The following is a 19,437-nucleotide window of genomic DNA, read 5'->3' on the forward strand; positions in this document are numbered from 1 at the left end:
AATTGACAATACAAGGGTGGGTTAGGCGCAGCCGTAACCCACCGGGCAGGTGTCCCGCTATTTATACGCCGTAATGCCAACACCCCTGGAGGTGTCAGGCTCAACATAGACCCTGCAATCATCAGATACGACGCGCGTTCCCTGCCGAACCGCCTCGATAATATCAGACGCGTCAGACGGCGATGAACCGCATGGCACAAGTTGCGTCAGACGAACGTCTTCCTTCTCCGCCAGGTCGAGCAGGAACACGGTCAGGCTCTGCGCCAGAAGGTGCGTATTCAGTTCGTTGGCCCGCTTCCGTGCCGACCGCGAACCCAGACCGCTTTCCGAAAGAGTTCCGCGCCGCGCCTTTGTAAGGGAAGGGGACTCGCCCCGCGGCTCAAGCTGCAGCGACGCATAATTCAACGGGTTCACCTGACCAAGCAGGACAAGCGCGGGTCCCGACAAGGCCGAAATGCCTGTCACCCACGCATAGGACTGATACGCATCATTCCAGCCCGCTTGTGAAACCTCATCTATCGAATCGCCGCCAAAGAAGTTCTGAAGCTTCTCATTGTTGTTCCAGAGCTCAACCATTCCGCCTTCATACAATGCAAAGGCACCAAATGCCTTCGTCGCCGCAATCACGCCGGGCGCCGAAACATCATAGGCAAAGCTCGCATCGTCTTCGTTCAGCCCGGGATATTTCGCCACGAACCGCGAGCCGATCGTCTTCTCATAGACAATCTCGTTCGTCCGTCGATCCACAATGCGATAGATCGCGTCCGTCTTGCCCGCAAAGTTGCGCCCGAATGCGTCCGTATCAAGATCCAGAAATTCAATCTGGAGCGCATACCGCGCGCCAGCGCCAGTCCGGGCCATAAGGCCCGATTGATAAAGAGCGTCGCCGACCATTGGGCGGAAGAGTTCCTGATTGGGCTCTTCAAACAAATAGTCCCGCTGCGACATGCCACTGATATAGTCCAGAACAATTCCGTGCTGGAGGCGATCCTCCGTGTACCATTTAACATAATGGGTCACCGGCAGGACAGGGCGCTGCTTTTCAAGTGTGTCCTGCTGGTTCATGAAGCCGGGCAAGCTCATGGCCGCATTCTTTGTCGGCTGGTGGTTTGCACATGCCGTCAGGCACAATGCACCTGCTCCAAGAAGTATGGCCTTCAGCATTTCAATGCCCTCAATTGATTTCGCTCAAAGAGGGATAATGTTTAAACCTTAAGAATTTTCTTCGTTGCCGCTAATGGCACGCCCGCGCCTAAACCAGCGCGCCCTTCAGCAATCCGTACCCGCAATAGATTATCCCGCAACACCCGATGATCGCGAACGGCGCGGACCAGAGGTGCCAGGCGCGTCGGCTCATGGGCCACAGGCCGCGCATGTAAAAGGCCGCCGCGGCCACGCCGAAGGCGATCCACAAGCCGGGCGCCTCCAGCGTCCGCCACAGGATCACGGCCTGGAGCAGGATAAACGCCCCCCAGAAAAAAGACGGCCGCCTTGGCCAGACCTGCGGCCCGGGCGCCGGTTTGCCGCGATGGGCGTCGCGCAGGCCGAATTCAGGGGAGGGCGAACTTTCCATGCGAATCAGAAAAACATGACACCGGAAGGTTGTGAAGCCTTATTCGCCCCAGACCCCCTAAAAACGCAACAATCGCTCATAAAACCCGCCCCATTGGCGCCCCGGTTCCAGAAGGTGCACTTCCAGAATCCAGTGGCGCGGGCGGCCGAAGGGGTCGGGGTCCGACAGGCGCGTGCGGTTGTTCGGGCTGATGCGCTGCTGGTCCTTGTCGCCCGGCCACACGGCATGCGGAAACTCCGCCACCACATGGCCCGCAATCGCCCCGCCAAACACATAGCCGTGCGCCTCGGCCATCCGGCAGGCCAGCGCATAGAGCGCCGCGCCCGTCATGTCGGGCGTCGCCTCGGCGCGCACCGCCTCGAACACGGTCTCCAGCGCGCCGACAAGTGCGTGCTTCGCCGCGCTCTCTCCGACCGCATAAGTCCGCCCGACATCCGCTTCCCATTCGGCGAACACCGGCCCGAGATCGACATAGACCGTATCGTCGGCTTGGATCACGCGCAGGGGCGGTTTGTCGTGGAACGTCGTCACCGTATTGGCCCCGGCGCGCACATTGCACTGGTGCCAGTGGCGTTCGATGCCGAACCGCTCCAGCGCCAGCACGGCAATGTCAGCGTCGACCTCGGCCTCGCTGCGCCCCGGCGCAATGATGCCCGCCGCCTCGATCGCGTCGAACAGGGTCAGCGCCTTGTCTTCGGCGTCTGTCAGCGCTTTCCAGCGCGCGTCGTCTGTCAGGGATTCCATCGGCCAAACGTATCAACAAACGTTTATATGTCAAACCGGGCGGCGAGGGGTCCGCGAAGGGACGCCGAAGGGGCACGGAATAGACAGGGAGTGGTCAGGGAATGGACTCCGACTGGACTCGCAATTCCCCGCGATGCCCCGCGGAACGCCCCCGTCGCGCCGCCCCCTTCCCTCCCATGCCCTTCCCCGCTACACGCACATCCATGCTCAAGACCCGCATCATCCCCTGCCTCGACGTGAAAGACGGCCGCACCGTGAAGGGCGTCAATTTCGTTGACCTGCGCGACGCCGGAGACCCCGTCGCCCTCGCCCGCGCCTATGACGAACAGGGCGCAGATGAGCTGTGTTTCCTGGACATTACGGCCAGCCATGAGGGCCGCGGCACGATGCTCGATATCGTCACGCGCACGGCCGAAGCCTGCTTCATGCCGCTCACCGTCGGCGGCGGCGTGCGCAGCGTCGAAGACCTTGTCGCCCTCCTGAAAGCCGGCGCCGACAAGGTCGCCATCAACTCCGCCGCCGTGGCCGATCCGGATCTCATCAGCCGCTGCGCCGCCAAGGCCGGGCGCCAGTGTGTCGTCGTCGCCATAGATGCGCGACAGACTGGAAATCATTGGGAAATTTTCACCAAGGGCGGCCGCGAACCGACCGGCATCAACGCCGTGGAATTCGCGATTGAAGCCGAAAAACGCGGCGCCGGCGAAATCCTCCTCACCAGCATGGACAAGGACGGCACCAAGTCCGGCTATGACATCCCGCTGCTCAGCGCCGTCTCCTCCGCCGTGAACATCCCCGTCATCGCCTCAGGTGGCGCAGGCCATGTCGGCGATCTCGCCCCCGCCATTCTCGAAGGCGGCGCCAGCGCCGTCCTCGCCGCCTCCATCTTCCACTTCGGTGAAGCAACCATTGCCGACGCCCGCAAGGCCCTCGCCGCCGCCGGCGCGCCGGTTAGGCCCCTCTAGGAGCGCTGCCATGACCACACCCCTCGGCCCCCTCGCCCGCCTCGCCGCCGCGCTGGAACACCTCTCCGGCACCATCGATGCCCGCGCCCTCGAAGGCGATGCCGGCACCAGCTGGACCGCCCGCCTCCTCGCCAAGGGGCCCGATGCCGCCGCCGGCAAGATTGCCGAGGAAGGCAACGAGCTGGCCGAAGCCGTCATCCGCGAGTCAGACGATAACGTGGCCTCCGAGGCCGCCGACGTGATCTACCACCTCATGGTCGGCCTGCGCGCCCGCGGCGTGCCCCTCGACGCCGTCGCCGCAAAACTCGAAGCCCGCCAGGGCACCAGCGGCCTCGCCGAGAAGGCGGCCCGCAAGGAGTAGGCCCTCCTCTCCCGGAGGGAGGGGTTTGACCGGAAGAACCACTTGACCCCTCTCCCGCTTGCGGGAGAGGGGGGACCCGCGCCCAAAGGGCGTGGGAGGTGAGGGCCTTTCCGTGCATGCACGGTCTTTCGTGCATCGACCGTGCATTATTCGTGCTTTTTCCGTGCATCGGAAGTGTCGGAAAGCGCCGCCCATTCCGGTGGGAAAAGCCGCTCCTCACATGTCCTTTACAGGCTTAAGGCGCCGCTTCGTCTGGTGGTCCTCGGCCTTGTCGCCGGTCACTTTCTGGCCCTTCATATAGTGGCGCTGCCAGCGCTCCTTCATGGCCTTTTCCTCGCCCGTCGCAAGGCGCGTATTGAAGTCGGACCGGCTCGCCACCCAGGCGTCATATTCCTTCACCAGCTCCGGATTCGTCTTCATCGATTTACGTTCCGGCTCGATCTGTTCGAGCTTCTTGTGCTCCATCAGCGTCACGAAGCAGAAGGGCTCGCCCTTGCGGAAGATCACTTCGCCGGGCCGCGTCATCGCCCAGTTCATCGTGAAGGGGAAGGGCAGCCAGTCGGTCTCGACAAGGCCCGTCAGCGGCGCAATGCCGTCCTTCGGCCAGTTCGGCGCGCCCGTCGCCCACACACCCCAGCCGGGCGGCGTGCGGAACAGGTGGCCCGTGTGGAAGGTCACGATCCCGCGCATGAAATGGCTGTCGGCAAAGCTCGCAATCGCCGCCGGGTCGCCGGTTGTCAGGAAATTGATGTCCTCTTTTTTCGGCCCGCCATTCCACTGGATCTTGATGTCCATCGGGCAGAGGATTTCCCACCCCGTGGAATTTGCCATGGTCAGCGGCAGGCAGCGATAGGGGTGGCGATCCGGAAACGCATCCATCCATTCGCGCTGGCTGCGGCCCGGCACGATTTCCGGGGCCACATCGTGAATTTTATAGCATTCGAGACGCATGGGATAAGTTTCTCCGAAAGGCTTGACGCTAAAGGAAAGTCTTGGCCCAAAGTGCAGGATGACCGCAAGCCCTGAAGACCTGTTCGCCTTCCTCGATACGCACGCCATCGCGCACGAGACGCACTGGCATGAGCCGGTTTTCACGGTGGATGAAGGGGCTGACCTCAAGGCCGCCATGCCGGGCGTGCACACAAAGAACCTCTTCCTGAAGGACAAGGATGGCACCTTTATCCTCATCTCGGCCGAGGCTCACACGCAGATCCGTCTCAACCATCTCCACCGCCATATCGGCACCAAACGCCTATCGTTCGGGTCGCCTGAAGCACTGCTGGAACGGCTCGGTGTCACGCCGGGCTCAGTCACGGCCTTTGCCCTGATAAATGATCCGGCCTGCAAGGTCCGCTTCATCGCGGATGCGGCGCTTTTCACGGCGGACCCGGTCAATTTCCACCCGCTCATCAATACAGGCACCACCGCCATTTCGCGCGCGGACTTCACGCGTTTCGTCGCCGCAACCGGCCGCGCGCTCGAAATTGTCGACTTCGCCGCGCTCGCCGAATGAAAAAGGGGCTGCCCGTGCACAGGCAGCCCCTTCCCCCGCTGTATAGCCCCCGTAAAGCCTATTCGAACGTATAATTCATCCGAATACCCAAAACCCGCGGCGCCCCGACATAGGTATAGAATGTGCGCTCATAGACCGGTCCACCGGCATCATCTGTCAGGACCTGATTGTAGAGCGGCGTGCCGCGAACGCCTGTCTCGTAATACTCGTCGAACAGGTTGTTCACGAACAGTGAGGCCTGCCATTTGCCCGTGTCATAGACGAGCGATGCATTGGCAACCCCGAATGAATCCAGCGTAATGCCGTCGCCCAGATTGCCCGTACGCGTCAGCACATCGCTCTGCCAAGCATATCCAAAATTGGCGACCAGCTGGCCATCAAGCCCGGTGTTCGGGATCGTGTAGCTGCCGAAGAAAGAGAACTGGTCTTCCGGTGAACCCGGCAGACGGTCGCCATCACGACCATCCAGCAGTACACTGCCGAAGCCCGGCGTCGAGATCGTGCCGACAAGCCCCGGCGCCGGGGCGGTGAGCGATGCTTCGGTGTGGCTGTAGCTACCGCGAACGGTCAGGTCATCCGAAACAATCCAGTTGCCATTCAGCTCGATGCCCTTGGACTCTGCCCCGTCGGCATTCACCGTGATCGGGATCGAGGCATTGATTGTTGCCGAGCTCAGTTGAGGATCGGTCCATTCGATATAATATATGGCGCCATTCAGCGTCACACGGCCATTAGCGAATTCGGACTTGAAGCCGAGCTCATAGTTCTTGGTCGTATCTGGGCCAAACTGTGTTTCGTCGCGTGTCGAGACATCACCCGCGTTTGGTCCATATTGTTGACCCGGCACAAGCGCGCAGGCGCCCTGCTGGTTATCAGTCGGATCATAGGCAGGGCACACACCGATTCCGTTCGAGTTACCAATGCGATAGCCCTCGGATATGGTGAAGTAGGCGAGGAAATCTTCGGTGAAGTCATACGATGTATTGAACTTGAACAGCGAACCATTGTCGGCCTGTGATGTCCGCTCTGTGCCGTTCGGGCTGCCTGCAGCGAAGTCTGACTTCAGGCTGTCCTCCATGGAGCCGATGCCGACAGTCTGCAAATAGTCCGGGAAGCTGTCGAATAGCGGGAAGTCCACATCGCTGAAGGATTCCAGGTCGTACTTGTAATAGCGACCACCGACCGTGACGCTCCACTTGTCCGTGATGTCATAGCCGATCTCGCCGTAGATCGCCGATTCCTTCAACTGGGAATAGAATTGCGAATAATATTCGAGGTCATCCGGTCGGTCGAAACCGACATAGTCGGCATATCCGGGTGTGTATTCCTCCGAATAGGAGATGACGTCGGAGTCATTGTAGAAGGCTCCGACGATCCAGTTGAGGCGGCTTTCAGTTGTGGAAACAAGCCGAACTTCCTGGTTGAACGTGTTCTCGCGGCTTTTCTCATGCGTATAGGCGGTAAAAGTCGGGAACAGCTCATAGCTGTATTCCAGCGAAATCAAGAGGTCGGTCTGATCGCGCTGACCATCGTCATCATAACGCGAATATCCGGTGGCCGATGTCAGTTCGGCAAAGCCGAGGTCTGCGGTCACTTCCAGAGCGAGCAGCTGGTTCGTGATTTCGTTTGGCTCTTCGACGCGCATGCCCGATTCATATTTGCCTGCAGGCACGGTTGAGCGTGCACTGGAAATCTGACGTCCTTCAATGTCGGACTTCTGGTAATAATAGGTCAGCGTGCCATCGAGCCAGGAGACGGGCTCCCAACGCGCGGCCACGCGGCCCGAAAGGATCTGTTCGCCGTCGGCGTCCTTCACCCGCTTCAGATTGGTACCGACGTCAACCGGATCGCTGAAATCCGGATCCGGCTCCGAAACGCCAATCTCGCGCACAACGAACGGATAGTCCGTAAAGCCGCTATTATCCTCGTAATCCACCGATGCGCGCACAGCGAAATTCGGCGCAATTACCTTGTTCACCGTGAAGCCGGTATCGTAGCTGAGGTTTTCGGCTTCGAAATTCTGCGACAGCTCACCGCGCACATTCAGCATGTCGCCGTCAAATTTCGGCTTGGCCGGGATGTAGCGGATGGCGCCGCCAAGCGTGCCAGCGCCGTAAAGCGTGCCCTGTGGCCCGAGCAGAACTTCGACCCGCTCCAGGTCATTCAGCTTCAGATCCACAAACAGCGGCACTTCGCCGATATAGGTCGCAACCGTACCGCCGCCGTCATTATTGCCATCGCCGGACCCTAGTCCGTCAGCATTAAGGCCCCGCACAATAATTGGGTTGCCCTGGCGGCCACCGCGATCGACGACGTTGATGCCCGGAACATAGGCAAGCACATCAGCCAGCTCGTCAAAGCCCTGCTCCTCGATTTGCGCGCCGCCAACGGCTGCAATGTTCAGCGGCACGTCCTGCACGCTTTCAGCGCGGCGCGTGGCTGTAACCGTGATTGTCTGCGCGCGAAGTTCTGTGTCTTCTGCAGCATCCTGTGCGTGTGCAGCCAATGCAGCGCCTGCCACCAGCACAAATGCGCTTGTTGTTTTTAACAGAGTCGTCCTCATGGTGTTTCCCTCGTGATGTTTGGGTCCCGCCTCACACAAGGAATTGTCAGTACGCCACCGTCCGAGGCAAGCCGGCTGCCCACCGGACTTCTCTTTTGCCGGAACGCGCGTCAAAATGGGCAGACAGGGCATTTTCTGCCTCAAAACAGGACAGACCTGCTAAAGATGTTCCCATGATGACTTTCGGCAACACTCAGCTTCAGGAGGCCGCCGCCCGGCTGGGTGCCAGGGACTACAAGTCGGCCCATGCCATCTGCATGGATGTGCTGAGCAAGGACCCGGCCTCGGCACAGGCCTATTACCTGCTGGGCATCCTCACCGCAGACCACGCCAACCATGCCAAGGCCATCGAACTCTTCGAACGCGCCCTGCACTTCAATCCCGATCACGCCGCTGCCCTCGCCCAGATGGCGCGCAGCCACATTGCCCGCCTCAACCGCGAAGCTGCCCTGCAGGTCGCACGCGCAGCGGCCGTGCTCAAGCCAAAGGATGCCCTCACACTGGACACGCTCGGCGTCGTCTTCAGCCGCGCCGGCCTGCATGCCGAAGCCTTGCCCTTCTATGCCGCCGCAACCAAGGCCGCTCCGGACATCGCAGACTATCACTACAATCACGGCGCGGCGCTGCAGTTTCTCGGCGACATGGACGCCGCACGCGCTGCCTTCGAACGCTGCCTCGCTATCGACCCGCTCGAAACCCGCGCCCTCTCATCCATCGTGCAGATCACCCGCCAGACCGCTGAGCAGAACCGGATTGCCGAGCTGGAAGCGGCCTTCACCGCCACAAAAGACGACGCCGACCATGCCCTGCGCACCGGCCACGCGCTGGCCAAGGCCCATGAGGATATCGGCAATCCGGCTGACGCACTGGCATGGCTCGCCCGCGCCAAGGTGAAGAAGCGCCAGTTGATCCGCCATGATCCGGCCTTCGACACCGCCCTCTTCGAGGCCGCGCAATCGACTATCGATGCGCTCGGTAGCAAACCGGGATACGAAGACGCCGCTCCCATCTTCATCGTCGGCATGCCGCGCACCGGCACCACGTTGGTTGATCGTATCCTCTCCAGTCATAGCGCCATCACATCGGCCGGCGAGCTCACGGATTTCGGCCTTTGCCTCAAACGCCAGTCCGGCACCCGCTCAAACTATGTGCTTGATTCCCAAACACTGGCAGCGACCGCAAAGCTCGATCTCTCCGAGCTCGGCAAGGCTTATATGGACAGGGTGCGCGCCACGCAGAACATCGCCGGCCGTTTCATCGACAAGATGCCCCTCAATGCCTTCTACAGCGCCGTCATTCTCGCCGCCCTGCCCAATGCGCGCGTCATATGCCTGCGACGGCACCCGGCCGACACGGTGCTCAGCAACTATCGCCAGATGTTCGCGACCAGCTTTTCCTATTACAACTATGCCTTCAGCCTTGAAGACGCGGCGCGCTACTATGTCGGCTTCGACAGGATGATGAAGACGTTTGCCGGCGCCCTGCCGGCAAGCCGCTTCAGCGAAGTCCACTACGAGCATGTCGTCGCCGATATCGAGACCGAAACCCGCCGCCTGCTGGATTTCTGCGGCCTGCCTTTTGAGGCCGCCTGCCTCGCTTTCCATGAAAACGCGGCCCCGGTCGCGACCGCAAGTTCCGCCCAGGTGCGCCAGCCGCTCTATACCGGCTCGCTCGCCCGCTGGAAGCGCTATGAAGCGGGATTGGCCGACGCACTCGACATTCTCGTTGAGGCTGGCTGCATGACCTTGGGTGAACGCAGCCTCTAATGGGCACGCCAGCTATGGCGCTCGCGCAATATGCCGCTAGTCTTGGCCCACAAACAAAAAACCCTGGGGGAAACAATGAAACATCGTCGTCTCGGCAAAAGCGGCATCTACGTCTCCGACATCTGCATGGGAACCATGACCTTCGGATCTCAGACCGACGAGAAGGAAGCCTTCCGCATTCTCGATGAATGCTATGATGCGGGTATCAATTTCTATGACGCCGCGGAAAACTATCCCGTCCCGCCTGATCCCAAATGGGCCGGCCGCACGGAAGAGATCGTCGGGCGCTGGATGAAGACCAAGGACCGCGACAGCCTGATCATTGCCACCAAGGTCTCCGGCCCGTCGCATGGCTGGATCAAGTCGTCCCAGCGCGCCGGCATGACCGCCATGGACCGGCACAATATAACCCGCGCCGTGGAAGCGAGCCTTGAGCGCCTCGATACGGACTATATCGACCTCTACCAGACGCACTGGCCAGACCATGGCACAGCCTATGACGAGGCGATGGATACGCTGGACGATCTGGTGCGGGCCGGTCTTGTCCGTATTGTTGGCTGCAGCAACGAAAATGCCTGGGGCCTGATGAAAAGCCTCGCCACGTCCGAACGCCTCGGCACGGTGCGTCACCAGACGATCCAGAACAATTTCAGCCTGAACAATCGCCGCTTCGAGGACGAGCTGGCCAATATCTGCCGCAAGGAAGGCGTCAGCCTGATCCCTTATTCGCCCATCGCGGGCGGGGTCCTTTCCGGCAAGTATAATGGGGGCGCGACGCCCGAAGGCGCGCGTTTCTCCAGCTATATCAACAAGGGAGGACGTCACACGCTCATGGCGCAGCGCTTCGTCAACGAAAAGTCGCTGGCCGCTACCGAACGCTACATGGCCATCGCCGAAGAGGCCGGCATGTCACCCGTCACGCTGGCAACAGCCTGGTCGAAGCAGCATGACTTCGTCGCCTCGACCATTGTCGGCGTCAGCACCCTGGAACAGGTCGCACCCATCCTCGCCGCCGCTGACATGGTCCTCTCCGACGATGTCATGAAGGCCTGCGATCAGGTCTCCAAAGATATCCTCTACCCGATGGGTTGAGGCACAAAAAGAAACTCCCGGCCGCTTCTTGTGGCGACCGGGAGCTCATCTTCTTGCCCACCAAAACATGTATCAGTCGCTGCTCGGCGCTCCATTGGCCAGCACTTCGCGGCGGCCTGCATGGTTAGGCGCCGAAACGATGCCCTCTTCTTCCAACCGGTCGATCAGGCCCGCCGCCTTGTTATAACCAACCTTGAGCCTCCGCTGCAGGTAGGAGGTCGAGGCGCGCTTGTCGCGTACGACAATGGCGATCGATTGCGCGAACAGGTCTTCGTCATCATCACCGGTGGACGTGCCAAGCATGGCGTCCATCACGGCCGACCCCGTTGAGCCATCTTCCGGCGCCTCAAGAATGTCCATCACATAGTCAGGCTCGCCCTGTTCTTTCAGCCAGTCGACCACGGCGCCCACTTCCTCATCCGAAACGAACGGGCCATGAAGGCGTTGCGATTTCTTGCCCGGCGCCTGGTACAGAAGGTCGCCCATTCCAAGCAATTGCTCCGCGCCCTGCTCGTTGAGGATAGTGCGCGAGTCGATCTTCGTCGTCACCATGTAGGAAATCCGTGTCGGGAAGTTCGCCTTGATCGTACCGGTAATAACGTCCACGGACGGACGCTGCGTGGCGGTGATAAGGTGGATGCCTGCGGCCCGCGCCATCTGCGCCAGGCGCTGTACACAGCCTTCGATCTCCTTGCCGGCCACCATCATAAGGTCGGCCATCTCGTCGATCACGACGACAATGTTCGGAATATGGTCAACCGGCAGAACTTCCGTCTCGTGGATCGGCTTGCCGCGATCATCATAGCCGGTCTGGACCTTGCGGACCATTTCCTCGCCCGAGGCACGGTATTTCGCTGCCTTGTCGTTGAAGCCGCCAAGGTTCCGCACCCCGGCTTTCGACATCAACTCGTAACGGCCTTCCATCTCGCGCACGGTCCATTGCAGCGCGTTCACGGCCTTCTTGGGGTCCGTCACAACCGGCGCCAGCAGGTGCGGAATGCCCTCATAAATCGAAAGCTCGAGCATCTTCGGGTCGATCATGATGAACCGGCACTGCTCCGGCGTATGGCGGTAGAGCAGCGACAGGATCATCGCGTTGACGCCCACCGACTTGCCCGAGCCTGTCGTACCGGCGATCAGCAGGTGAGGCATCTTCGCGAGGTCAACAACCGTCGGCACGCCGCCAATATCCTCACCCAGCGCCATGGGCAGGCTGGCGCGGGTCGCGGTGTAGGGATCGGCCTGCAGCAACGTGCGCAAATAGACCGTGTCGCGATCATCATTCGGCAGTTCGATACCAATCGCATTCTTGCCCGGCACAACGGCCACACGCGCAGACACGGCGCTCATCGAGCGGGCAATGTCATCGGCCAGCGAAATCACGCGGGAGGATTTCACGCCCGGTGCAGGCTCCATTTCGAACAGGGTGATCACGGGGCCCGGACGCACTTCCTTGATGCGGCCGCGGACGCCGAATTCCTTCAGCACTTCGGACAGGCGCGCCGCCTTGGCGATCAGCGCTTCCTCGTCCACCGTGTCGCCGCGCTCTTCGGGCATTTGCAGCAGGTCGATCGATGGCAGGCGCGTTGCCCTGGTCCGACGCGAGGTCTTGGTCACTTTCGGTTTTGCAGAAGGCTTTGGCGCAGTCATGCGCGGGGCGCGGATCGGCACGTCCTCGACCTCTTCCAGATCATCCTCGTCGAAATCGTCTTCCTCGATATCCTCGTCGTAGATCTCCTCGAGATCTTCCTCGTCCTCGTCATAATCGGCAGGCGTCTTCTTCGGCGTGCGCAGGAAGCGGCGCGCCTCGCCGGAAAGCTCGTCATCCCCCTTCACGACGCGGGCGCGGTCATTGATGTCCGCTGGTCGGCGCTTTGGCTTCAGGAAACGGCCGAGCGACGCGATGAGGCCCACCGCGCCCTGTGCCCGCCGCGCAGCGCGCAGGCCGGACGAGGTCGCAGCCTCCTGCAGGAGGTGGGCATCCCTGCGGCGGAAACCGAGGGCCGACAGAGCGGCCCAGATCGCCACGGCGCCCAGGACAAGCCCGGCCCATGTGCCCGGCGATGGCAGTAGCAGTGCCTTGAACGGCATTTGCGCATAGTAGAAGAGTGCATCGCCCACGACGCCGCCAAGTCCCGCGCTCAGCGGCCAGGATTCCGGAACGGGCCAGCCGGCGAAACAGGCAGCCGACAGCGGCACAAAGGCTGCGCCCAGCAGCCAGCGCCGCACGCTCGGCGCGCCGATCAGCACCGCTCGCATGGCCCCGCCAATCATCAGCGCCAGACCCGCCGTCCAGCTTGACCAGCCAAAGCCCTGCCGCGCGAGGTCGGAAAAGATCGCACCCGGTCCGCCGAACAGGTTCTGTACGGCCGCATCCGTGGCCGCATTCCAGCTCGGATCGCTCGGCACATAAGAGCCCACGCTGCCGCATACGAACACGCCCGCACCGAAGGCCGCGGCGCCTGTCAGGATCCGCCACACTGGATCGCTCAGGCTCGGGGCATCGTCGTCTGTATAGGCGTAGTCAGTCATGTGTGGGGGCAACTCCGCGTTTCGAGAAGGAAGCCCCCACATTGCCGGGTCAGCCTTAACACCGCGCAAACATGGTTCATTTGAATTCTGTCGCTTGGTTAACGATTTGCGCGCCGTTTTAGCCTTCCGTTTACGCTTTGCGCGCGGGCCTGCCGGAGGCATAAATCACCCCAAAACGGTCCTCTAACACGAATTTAATGCACGTGATCGGGGAACATGCGGCCCTTGCGGCCCGTTGGTTGCGCATAGGAAACGATCAAGGAGACGACCATGAAACGCTTACTCATCATCCCCGCCACAGTTGCCCTGTTAACAGGTCTCACAGCCACCGCGCAGGAGTCTAACGAAAACGCTGACGCCGTTAAGACTTCCGCAGCCGTGATGACTGAGTCCAATGACCAGGCTTCGCTTGACGGCATGACCATTGAACAACTCAACGCCATGCAGCTCGAGCGCCTGAAGACCGCCGCGACAGACAGTGCGGATAGCGAGACCACATTCCAGGTCGCGACATCTTCCACTACCTCGGCTAACACTGATACAGCGCCGATGGACATGAATGCCACCACCGAGACTGAAACGGACATGGCCGCCAACATGTCGACCGAGACCGTGACGCCCTATGCCGACACAGAGACGACTGAAATGGGCGGACCGGATTACAAGACTGAAGCTGATGCCTCGGCACATGCCGACATGCCTGGCACGCTGGCAGACGTTGCGATGGACGACGCCCGCTTCACGACGCTTGTCTCGCTGGTCAAACTGGCCGGTCTCGACGAGACCCTCAAGAATGACGGTCCCTACACGCTTTTCGCGCCAACGAATGACGCGTTTGACAAACTGGACCCTTCCGTCGTCGCTCATCTGACGTCTGAAGAAGGCAAGCCTGAACTTGTCGCCCTCCTGAAAGGCCACGTGATCGACGGCGAATATGACGCTGCAGACATCTCGCAAGGCGAAACCAACCTGACCACGCTAGCCAGCACCACGATGGACATCGAACGTTCAGGCGACATGGTAATGGCTGATGATGTTGACGTTGTTGCGACCGACATCAAGGCCTCGAACGGTGTGATACACGCCATCGACACGGTCATCATGGAACCAGCCGATGCCGATGAAACATCCACTGACGAGATGAACACCAGTACGGAGATGTAAGGGCAATAAGCCAAGTCCATAGACTGAAGCTGAAACGCAAACATCCCGCAGCACGCTGCGGGATGTTTTCATTGCGGCAAGGAAAAACCCCGGCGAACACTCGGTTCGCCGGGGTCGATATTCTCTGGAAGGCCCCCTCAGCCCCGAGAGAATTCCGGATAGGCTTCGAGACCGATCTCCGCCTTGTCGAGACCCATTTCCTCGGCCTCGAGGCTGCAGCGGACACCCATGGTGAACTTCAGAACCAGCCAGACGACGGTCGAAGCGGCCACCACGAACACGGCTGTCAGTCCGACACCGACGGCCTGGCCGACAAAGCTCGGGTCACCGGCTTCGTTCGGCATGATCGCGCCGCCATGTGTCGCGGCAACAATGATCGTGCCCCAGATGCCGCACACGAGGTGGACAGGGATGGCGCCGACAACGTCATCGATCTTGAACTTGTCGAGCAGCGGAACTGTCAGCACGGCGAGCACACCGCCCACGCCACCAATCAGAACAGCCTGGCCCATTGTTGGGGTCAGCGGCTCAGCGGTGATCGACACGAGGCCGGCAAGGGCGCCGTTGAACACCATGGTTGCATCGACCTTGCCCTTATAAAGGACAGCTGTTGTGACCATCGCGAACAGCGTGCCACCGACAGCGGCCATGTTCGTGTTGGCGAAGATCTGAGCGACCGAGTTGATGTCGGCCACGGTGCCGGCAGCAAGCTGCGAGGCGCCGTTGAAGCCGAACCAGCCGAACCACAGGATGAATGTACCCAGCGCGGCGAGCGGAATGTTCGAACCCGGCATCGGGTGGACGACATTGCCGATATATTTGCCGGTACGCGGACCGATGATGATGGCGCCGACAAGGGCTGCCCAGCCACCCACCGAGTGAACGAGCGTCGAACCGGCGAAGTCGGAGAAGGCCCACGCGCTATCAAGATAACCGCCGCCCCATTCCCAGGACACGACGATCGGATAGATCACGGCGGTCAGGACAGCCGTGAAGATCAGGAAAGGCCAGATCTTGACGCGCTCGGCCACGGTGCCCGAAACGATCGAGGCCGCCGTTGCAACGAACACCATCTGGAAGAACCAGTCGGAAGCCGGCGCATAACCTGCTTCGCTCATCACGCTGAGGTCGCCGCCGGACCATGGGCCGGGCGTCACGCCGAGAAGACCGTTGAGAATGGTCGTGCCCGGATAGGCCATGTTGTAGCCGACAACCCAGAACATCAGGCCCGCAACAGCATAAAGGAGGACGTTTTTCGTGGACTGCATCGCAGCGTTCTTCGACCGCACGAGACCCGCCTCGAGCATGCAGAAGCCGGCCGCCATGAACATGACAATGATGCCGCCGATGAGAAACAGGTAACTGTTGTCGACATAGGCGCTTGCGCTGCTGTTGACGGTTTCCTCAAGCGCCGCAAGCCGTGTTGCGACATCGTCCTCCTGGGCGTAGGCGAGGACCCCCGCCGTAAGCGCGACCGGCAGCAATGCCGCACCGCGTATCCATCTTCCAATCGACTGACCCATCAGGCCCCTCCTTCGTCAATGACACTGGAGCTCGGGACCCCCCGCGCTCTCCCAAATGTGATATGATTGAGGCGCTCACGGAAAGTCGCTTGCCGCGCAGGGGTCAGGCCGGATTCTGAGCTTGGGTGGTCAATCACTGTGCAGTGTTGCGGCCAATCGCCCAAAACTAGGTCATCGCTGGACGGCTTGGTTACTCCACCCTAACTAGGGAGCATGACTGAAATCCCTGACTCCCCCTCCCTGAAGGTTGAATTGGCCATTATCGGTGCCGGCCCGGTCGGAACATCGCTGGCCATTCTCGCTGCACGCGCCGGATTCGCGACACTGCTGGTGGATGCCCGCGACCCGGACGCGACGCCACCTCAGGACACACGGAATTTTGCCATTGTGCGCGGTAGCTGGCGCCTGCTCGGCGCGGCGGGCGTCCATCAGGCCCTCGCCGGACAGACCGAACCCCTGCTGGGACTGGAAGCGACAGATGGCGGGCGTCACTGGTTCGGCGCGCCCTCTGTCCTGTTTGATACAGTGGACCTTCCAGAGGATGCGCAGGGCGAACCGCTCGGCCAGATGGTACCGGCCGGCGCCCTTCAGGCCGCTCTCGATACGGTTGCGGCGGATGAGCCAAATCTCACCTGGTGGCGCAACACACGCTTTGCCGGTCTCACGACCGGCCCCGCCAGTGCGCACATCACCATGGAAGACGGACGCACCGTCGCGGCTGGCCTCGTTGCGGCCTGCGACGGGGTCAATTCCGGCGTCCGGAAGGCCCTCGGTATCACCACCGAAGGCCGCGCCTACGGCAAGTCGGTTTTTGCGGCAGATGTTAAGCTTTCCCGCCCGCATGAGGGCCTCGCCCGGCAATTGTTCACGCCCGAAGGCCCCTTCGCCACCCTGCCTCTGCCCGGAAATCGTGCAAACCTCGCCTGGTACATGAAGACCGGCGCCGCCGAAGCCATGGCGAAACAGCCGGTCGAAGCCATTGAAGCCGAACTCAACGCAAGGTTCTCAGACTTTGCCGGGAAGATGACCCTCGACGGTCCGCACCTCGCCTATCCGCTCCATCTCCAATTGGCGACAAGGCTCGTCGCCCAGCGCGGCGCCCTGCTGGGTGATGCTGCCCACCGGATCAACCCGCTGGCCGGTCAGGGCCTCAATCTTGGTTTCAAGGATGTCGGCGCCCTTATAGATGTGATGACGGAATCGCGCTCGGTCGGGCTTGATCCCGGCTCCGACACCTCGCTGCAGCGCTACCAGCAATGGCGCCGGTTTGATGCAGCCGCTGCCGCCATGTTCATGGATGTCGTCGACCGCGCCTTCTCGAACGACAATGCGCTCCTGAAACCGCTGCGCGGCCTCGCGCTTACGGCAGCAAATCGTCTTGGCCCCATCCGCCGCGCCATGGCCCGTCAGGCCAGCGCCGACCAGCCGGCCCTGCCCAGCCTGATGCGCTAGGCGCCCACCGTCAGCCGCCGCAGCAGGTCCCACGTATAAAGCCCGCTCGAATGGCCATCGGAAAAGAAGATGCGCAGCGCATAGCGACCCACCGGTTCGGCGCGCTCCACCTTGATGTCTGCTGGAACGGGCGCTTGAACAGGTTTTGGCCCGGAGCCATGCCCCTGCACTTCGGCGGACGGGCTTTCCTCGCGCAGGCGCACATAATCCACTGCGCCGGACGTTCCATCATCAAACGCGGCGACAAGTTCGCCAGCGCCGCGCCGGAATGTCAGCCGGACGGGCCAGGCTGGCTGGCTCATGCCACATCCCCGCCATCCATGTCGGCATTCAGGTCGCGCGCCTCATCCACCAGCATGATCGGAATGCCGCCGCGGATCGGATAGGCGAGACCCGCCTTCTTCGAGATCAGTTCTCCGGCGGCACGGTCATAGCTCAGCGGCTGACGTGAGACCGGACAGATCAGGATCTCCAGCAGGCGCGGATCGACGCCCGAGGCGCGTTCGGTATTGGCCGGTGTCTCGTCGCTCATGGCGCGTCCTATTGCATCGTGCCGCCGGCATCATTGCCGGGGACATCCATCTTCAGCAGCGTAATGAGCGTTTCGGCCCGCGCTTTCAAGGTCGGTGCCTCGATCAGCGCCTGTTTCTCCATCGTCGTGAACGGGCAGCCCGAACAAAGCGCATTCACCAGCGTCTCGATCGGCGCTTCTTCCACAGCCGACCAGTCGGCATGCATCTGGTTGATCTCGACATAGGCCCGCAGGGCCCCGAGCAGTTTCTCGCGGCTTGGCAGCGACACGTCCGTCGCACTGACCAGATCGCCCGCAAACGGCTCCCAGTCCGGCGTCACCTGCCGGTAGGGCGTCATCACATGCAGCTCCTGCGCAATGCCAAAGCGCGCAATGCCCGTCAGCGTGATCAGGTAGCGTCCGTCATCGGTTTCCGAATAGGAGGTGATCCGCCCCGCACATCCTACCATGGCAAGGTCAGGCCGCGCCTTGTCCCCGCCCATGGCCTGAACCATACCGATCAGGCGCGTGCCCGACATCGCATCGTCCACCATGTTGAGATAGCGCGGCTCGAATATGTTCAGCGGCAGCGGCCAGCGTGGGAATAACAGCGCGCCCGGCAGCGGAAACACCGCCAGCGTACCCGGCAGGTCGCTTGTCTTCCTGTAATCGCCAGCGCTCATCGGTCCAGGTTTTGACTCCATCATTCTCTACAAGATGGCCCGAAAGGCCGATCAGGCAAACATCAGCGATGCCAGACGCCGGCGACCTTCAACAGTGGCCGGGTCTGTCGGGCCGGCAGCCTCGAATACCTGCAGCAGCTTTTCCTTCGCCTTGCCGCCTTCCCAGTCGAGCTTCGCACCGAGAATGATCAGCAAATGGTCGATTGCATCCTTGTAGCGCGTGGCACCGGCATATTTCTCCGCCAGCTCGAACCGTTTGGCATGATCGTTCGGCGCGGCGGTCACCGCCTCAAGCGCCTCGTCAAACTCGCCCGGCGCAGGCGCGTCAGCCATCATCTCGATGGCTATGCGCACGCCCTTCACGCCTGAATCGTGCTTCTTCGACTCCGGCACCATGTCCAGCGTCGCCGACGCGCGCGCCTTGTCACCATTGGCGAGATAACAGCGCGCGAGACCGGCAATCGCCGTCACATTCTCCGGGTCTTCCTGGATCACGCTGGCATAGATCTGCGCCGCGGTGCTGATATCGCCCGCCTGGCTGGCTGCTTCGGCCTGCGCCAGCGCTTCGGCAATCACCTGCGCACTGTCCGTGCCGCTCAGCAGCTTGTCGATGAAACCCTTCACCTGGCTTTCCGGCAGCGCGCCCATGAACGCATCGACCGGGCGCCCCTTGTCAAACGCATAGACCGCCGGGATGGACCGCACGCCGAGCTGGCCCGCATAGGCCGGGTTCTCGTCAATATTGATCTTCACCAGCTTGACCGCGCCCTTCTTGCCCTCGACGACGCGTTCGATCACCGGGCCAAGCTGCTTGCACGGGCCGCACCACGGCGCCCAGAAGTCAACGATCACGGGCTGCGTGTTCGAGGCTTCAACAACGTCCGCCATGAAATCCTGGTCGGTACTGTCCTTGGTATTGAGCGCGGCGATGTCCATGGCAGGGGTTCCTTTATATACGGGCCAAAGATGGGCCTCTGGGGCCGATTTCGCAAGCAGGC

General features: G+C 61.5%; 18 protein-coding genes. 7 read left to right on the forward strand and 11 right to left on the reverse strand.

Going from position 1 to position 19,437, the window contains the following annotated elements; genetic code table 11:
- Positions 1 to 57: 57 nt before the first annotated feature.
- The 3 genes from HY30_RS04610 to HY30_RS04620 all read right to left on the reverse strand — a co-directional run bounded on the left by HY30_RS04610 (position 58) and on the right by HY30_RS04620 (position 2,317).
- Entirely contained in the window at positions 58 to 1,164 is a 1,107-nt protein-coding gene (locus HY30_RS04610; protein ID WP_034737630.1) for a hypothetical protein, read from the reverse strand.
- A gap of 88 nt (positions 1,165 to 1,252) precedes the next feature.
- Positions 1,253 to 1,573: a hypothetical protein gene (locus HY30_RS04615; RefSeq protein ID WP_034737633.1), complete on the reverse strand. Its 321-nt coding sequence runs from the start codon at positions 1,571 to 1,573 to the stop codon at positions 1,253 to 1,255.
- 57 nt (positions 1,574 to 1,630) lie between these two features.
- Complete coding sequence (locus tag HY30_RS04620) at positions 1,631 to 2,317, reverse strand: M24 family metallopeptidase (protein WP_034737635.1); 687 nt, start codon at positions 2,315 to 2,317, stop codon at positions 1,631 to 1,633.
- A gap of 203 nt (positions 2,318 to 2,520) precedes the next feature.
- On the opposite strand from HY30_RS04620, the gene hisF reads away from it, so the two are divergent.
- On the forward strand, positions 2,521 to 3,279 hold the full coding sequence (gene hisF, locus HY30_RS04625) for an imidazole glycerol phosphate synthase subunit HisF (RefSeq protein ID WP_034737793.1): 759 nt from the start codon (positions 2,521 to 2,523) through the stop codon (positions 3,277 to 3,279).
- A 10-nt stretch (positions 3,280 to 3,289) separates the two neighbouring features.
- A complete protein-coding gene (gene hisE, locus HY30_RS04630; protein WP_051614839.1) occupies positions 3,290 to 3,640 on the forward strand; it encodes a phosphoribosyl-ATP diphosphatase in 351 nt (116 codons plus the stop codon).
- A 216-nt stretch (positions 3,641 to 3,856) separates the two neighbouring features.
- On the opposite strand, the gene HY30_RS04635 is transcribed toward hisE, so the two are convergent.
- Entirely contained in the window at positions 3,857 to 4,591 is a 735-nt protein-coding gene (locus HY30_RS04635; RefSeq protein WP_034737637.1) for a DUF6065 family protein, read from the reverse strand.
- Between the two features lie 58 nt (positions 4,592 to 4,649).
- Between HY30_RS04635 and HY30_RS04640 the strand changes: the two genes are divergently transcribed.
- A complete protein-coding gene (locus HY30_RS04640; protein WP_034737639.1) occupies positions 4,650 to 5,153 on the forward strand; it encodes a prolyl-tRNA synthetase associated domain-containing protein in 504 nt (167 codons plus the stop codon).
- A gap of 58 nt (positions 5,154 to 5,211) precedes the next feature.
- Here the strand turns inward: HY30_RS04640 and HY30_RS04645 are convergent, their stop codons facing one another.
- Positions 5,212 to 7,659 (reverse strand): TonB-dependent receptor, encoded by a 2,448-nt coding sequence (locus tag HY30_RS04645; RefSeq protein WP_241765643.1) that lies wholly within the window; start codon positions 7,657 to 7,659, stop codon positions 5,212 to 5,214.
- Positions 7,660 to 7,889: 230 nt separating this feature from the next.
- Between HY30_RS04645 and HY30_RS19945 the strand changes: the two genes are divergently transcribed.
- Together HY30_RS19945 and HY30_RS04655 are read left to right on the forward strand one after the other, a co-directional pair.
- A complete protein-coding gene (locus HY30_RS19945; protein WP_051614843.1) occupies positions 7,890 to 9,482 on the forward strand; it encodes a tetratricopeptide repeat-containing sulfotransferase family protein in 1,593 nt (530 codons plus the stop codon).
- Between the two features lie 30 nt (positions 9,483 to 9,512).
- Positions 9,513 to 10,574: an aldo/keto reductase gene (locus tag HY30_RS04655; RefSeq protein WP_199286278.1), complete on the forward strand. Its 1,062-nt coding sequence runs from the start codon at positions 9,513 to 9,515 to the stop codon at positions 10,572 to 10,574.
- Between the two features lie 72 nt (positions 10,575 to 10,646).
- Here HY30_RS04655 and HY30_RS04660 read toward each other — a convergent pair whose 3' ends face one another.
- Positions 10,647 to 13,106, reverse strand: a complete 2,460-nt coding sequence (locus HY30_RS04660) for a DNA translocase FtsK (protein WP_034737643.1) — start codon at positions 13,104 to 13,106, stop codon at positions 10,647 to 10,649.
- A gap of 270 nt (positions 13,107 to 13,376) precedes the next feature.
- Here HY30_RS04660 and HY30_RS19050 point away from each other — a divergent pair, with 270 nt between their 5' ends.
- Positions 13,377 to 14,270: a fasciclin domain-containing protein gene (locus HY30_RS19050; RefSeq protein ID WP_051614845.1), complete on the forward strand. Its 894-nt coding sequence runs from the start codon at positions 13,377 to 13,379 to the stop codon at positions 14,268 to 14,270.
- Positions 14,271 to 14,407: 137 nt separating this feature from the next.
- On the opposite strand, the gene HY30_RS04670 is transcribed toward HY30_RS19050, so the two are convergent.
- Positions 14,408 to 15,793: an ammonium transporter family protein gene (locus HY30_RS04670; protein ID WP_034737644.1), complete on the reverse strand. Its 1,386-nt coding sequence runs from the start codon at positions 15,791 to 15,793 to the stop codon at positions 14,408 to 14,410.
- 213 nt (positions 15,794 to 16,006) lie between these two features.
- Between HY30_RS04670 and HY30_RS04675 the strand changes: the two genes are divergently transcribed.
- Positions 16,007 to 17,245, forward strand: coding sequence for an FAD-dependent monooxygenase (locus HY30_RS04675; RefSeq protein ID WP_241765644.1), 1,239 nt, complete (start codon positions 16,007 to 16,009; stop codon positions 17,243 to 17,245).
- On the opposite strand, the gene HY30_RS04680 is transcribed toward HY30_RS04675, so the two are convergent.
- The 4 genes from HY30_RS04680 to trxA are packed head-to-tail and all read right to left on the reverse strand — an operon-like array spanning position 17,242 to position 19,375.
- Complete coding sequence (locus HY30_RS04680; RefSeq protein WP_034737645.1) at positions 17,242 to 17,547, reverse strand: gamma-butyrobetaine hydroxylase family protein; 306 nt, start codon at positions 17,545 to 17,547, stop codon at positions 17,242 to 17,244. The two genes, HY30_RS04675 and HY30_RS04680, sit on opposite strands and share 4 nt — an antisense overlap.
- Positions 17,544 to 17,777, reverse strand: a complete 234-nt coding sequence (locus tag HY30_RS04685; protein WP_034737646.1) for a Trm112 family protein — start codon at positions 17,775 to 17,777, stop codon at positions 17,544 to 17,546. Before HY30_RS04685 ends, HY30_RS04680 begins: the two co-directional genes overlap by 4 nt.
- An 8-nt stretch (positions 17,778 to 17,785) precedes the next feature.
- Positions 17,786 to 18,439 carry an LON peptidase substrate-binding domain-containing protein gene (locus tag HY30_RS04690; RefSeq protein WP_034737647.1) on the reverse strand — a complete coding sequence of 218 codons (654 nt, stop codon included), beginning with the start codon at positions 18,437 to 18,439 and terminating at the stop codon, positions 17,786 to 17,788.
- A 51-nt stretch (positions 18,440 to 18,490) separates the two neighbouring features.
- Positions 18,491 to 19,375, reverse strand: coding sequence for a thioredoxin (gene trxA / locus HY30_RS04695; protein ID WP_034737649.1), 885 nt, complete (start codon positions 19,373 to 19,375; stop codon positions 18,491 to 18,493).
- Between the last annotated feature and the right edge of the window lie 62 nt (positions 19,376 to 19,437).

This window comes from Hyphomonas chukchiensis (genome assembly GCF_000682695.1).
GTDB lineage: Bacteria > Pseudomonadota > Alphaproteobacteria > Caulobacterales > Hyphomonadaceae > Hyphomonas > Hyphomonas chukchiensis.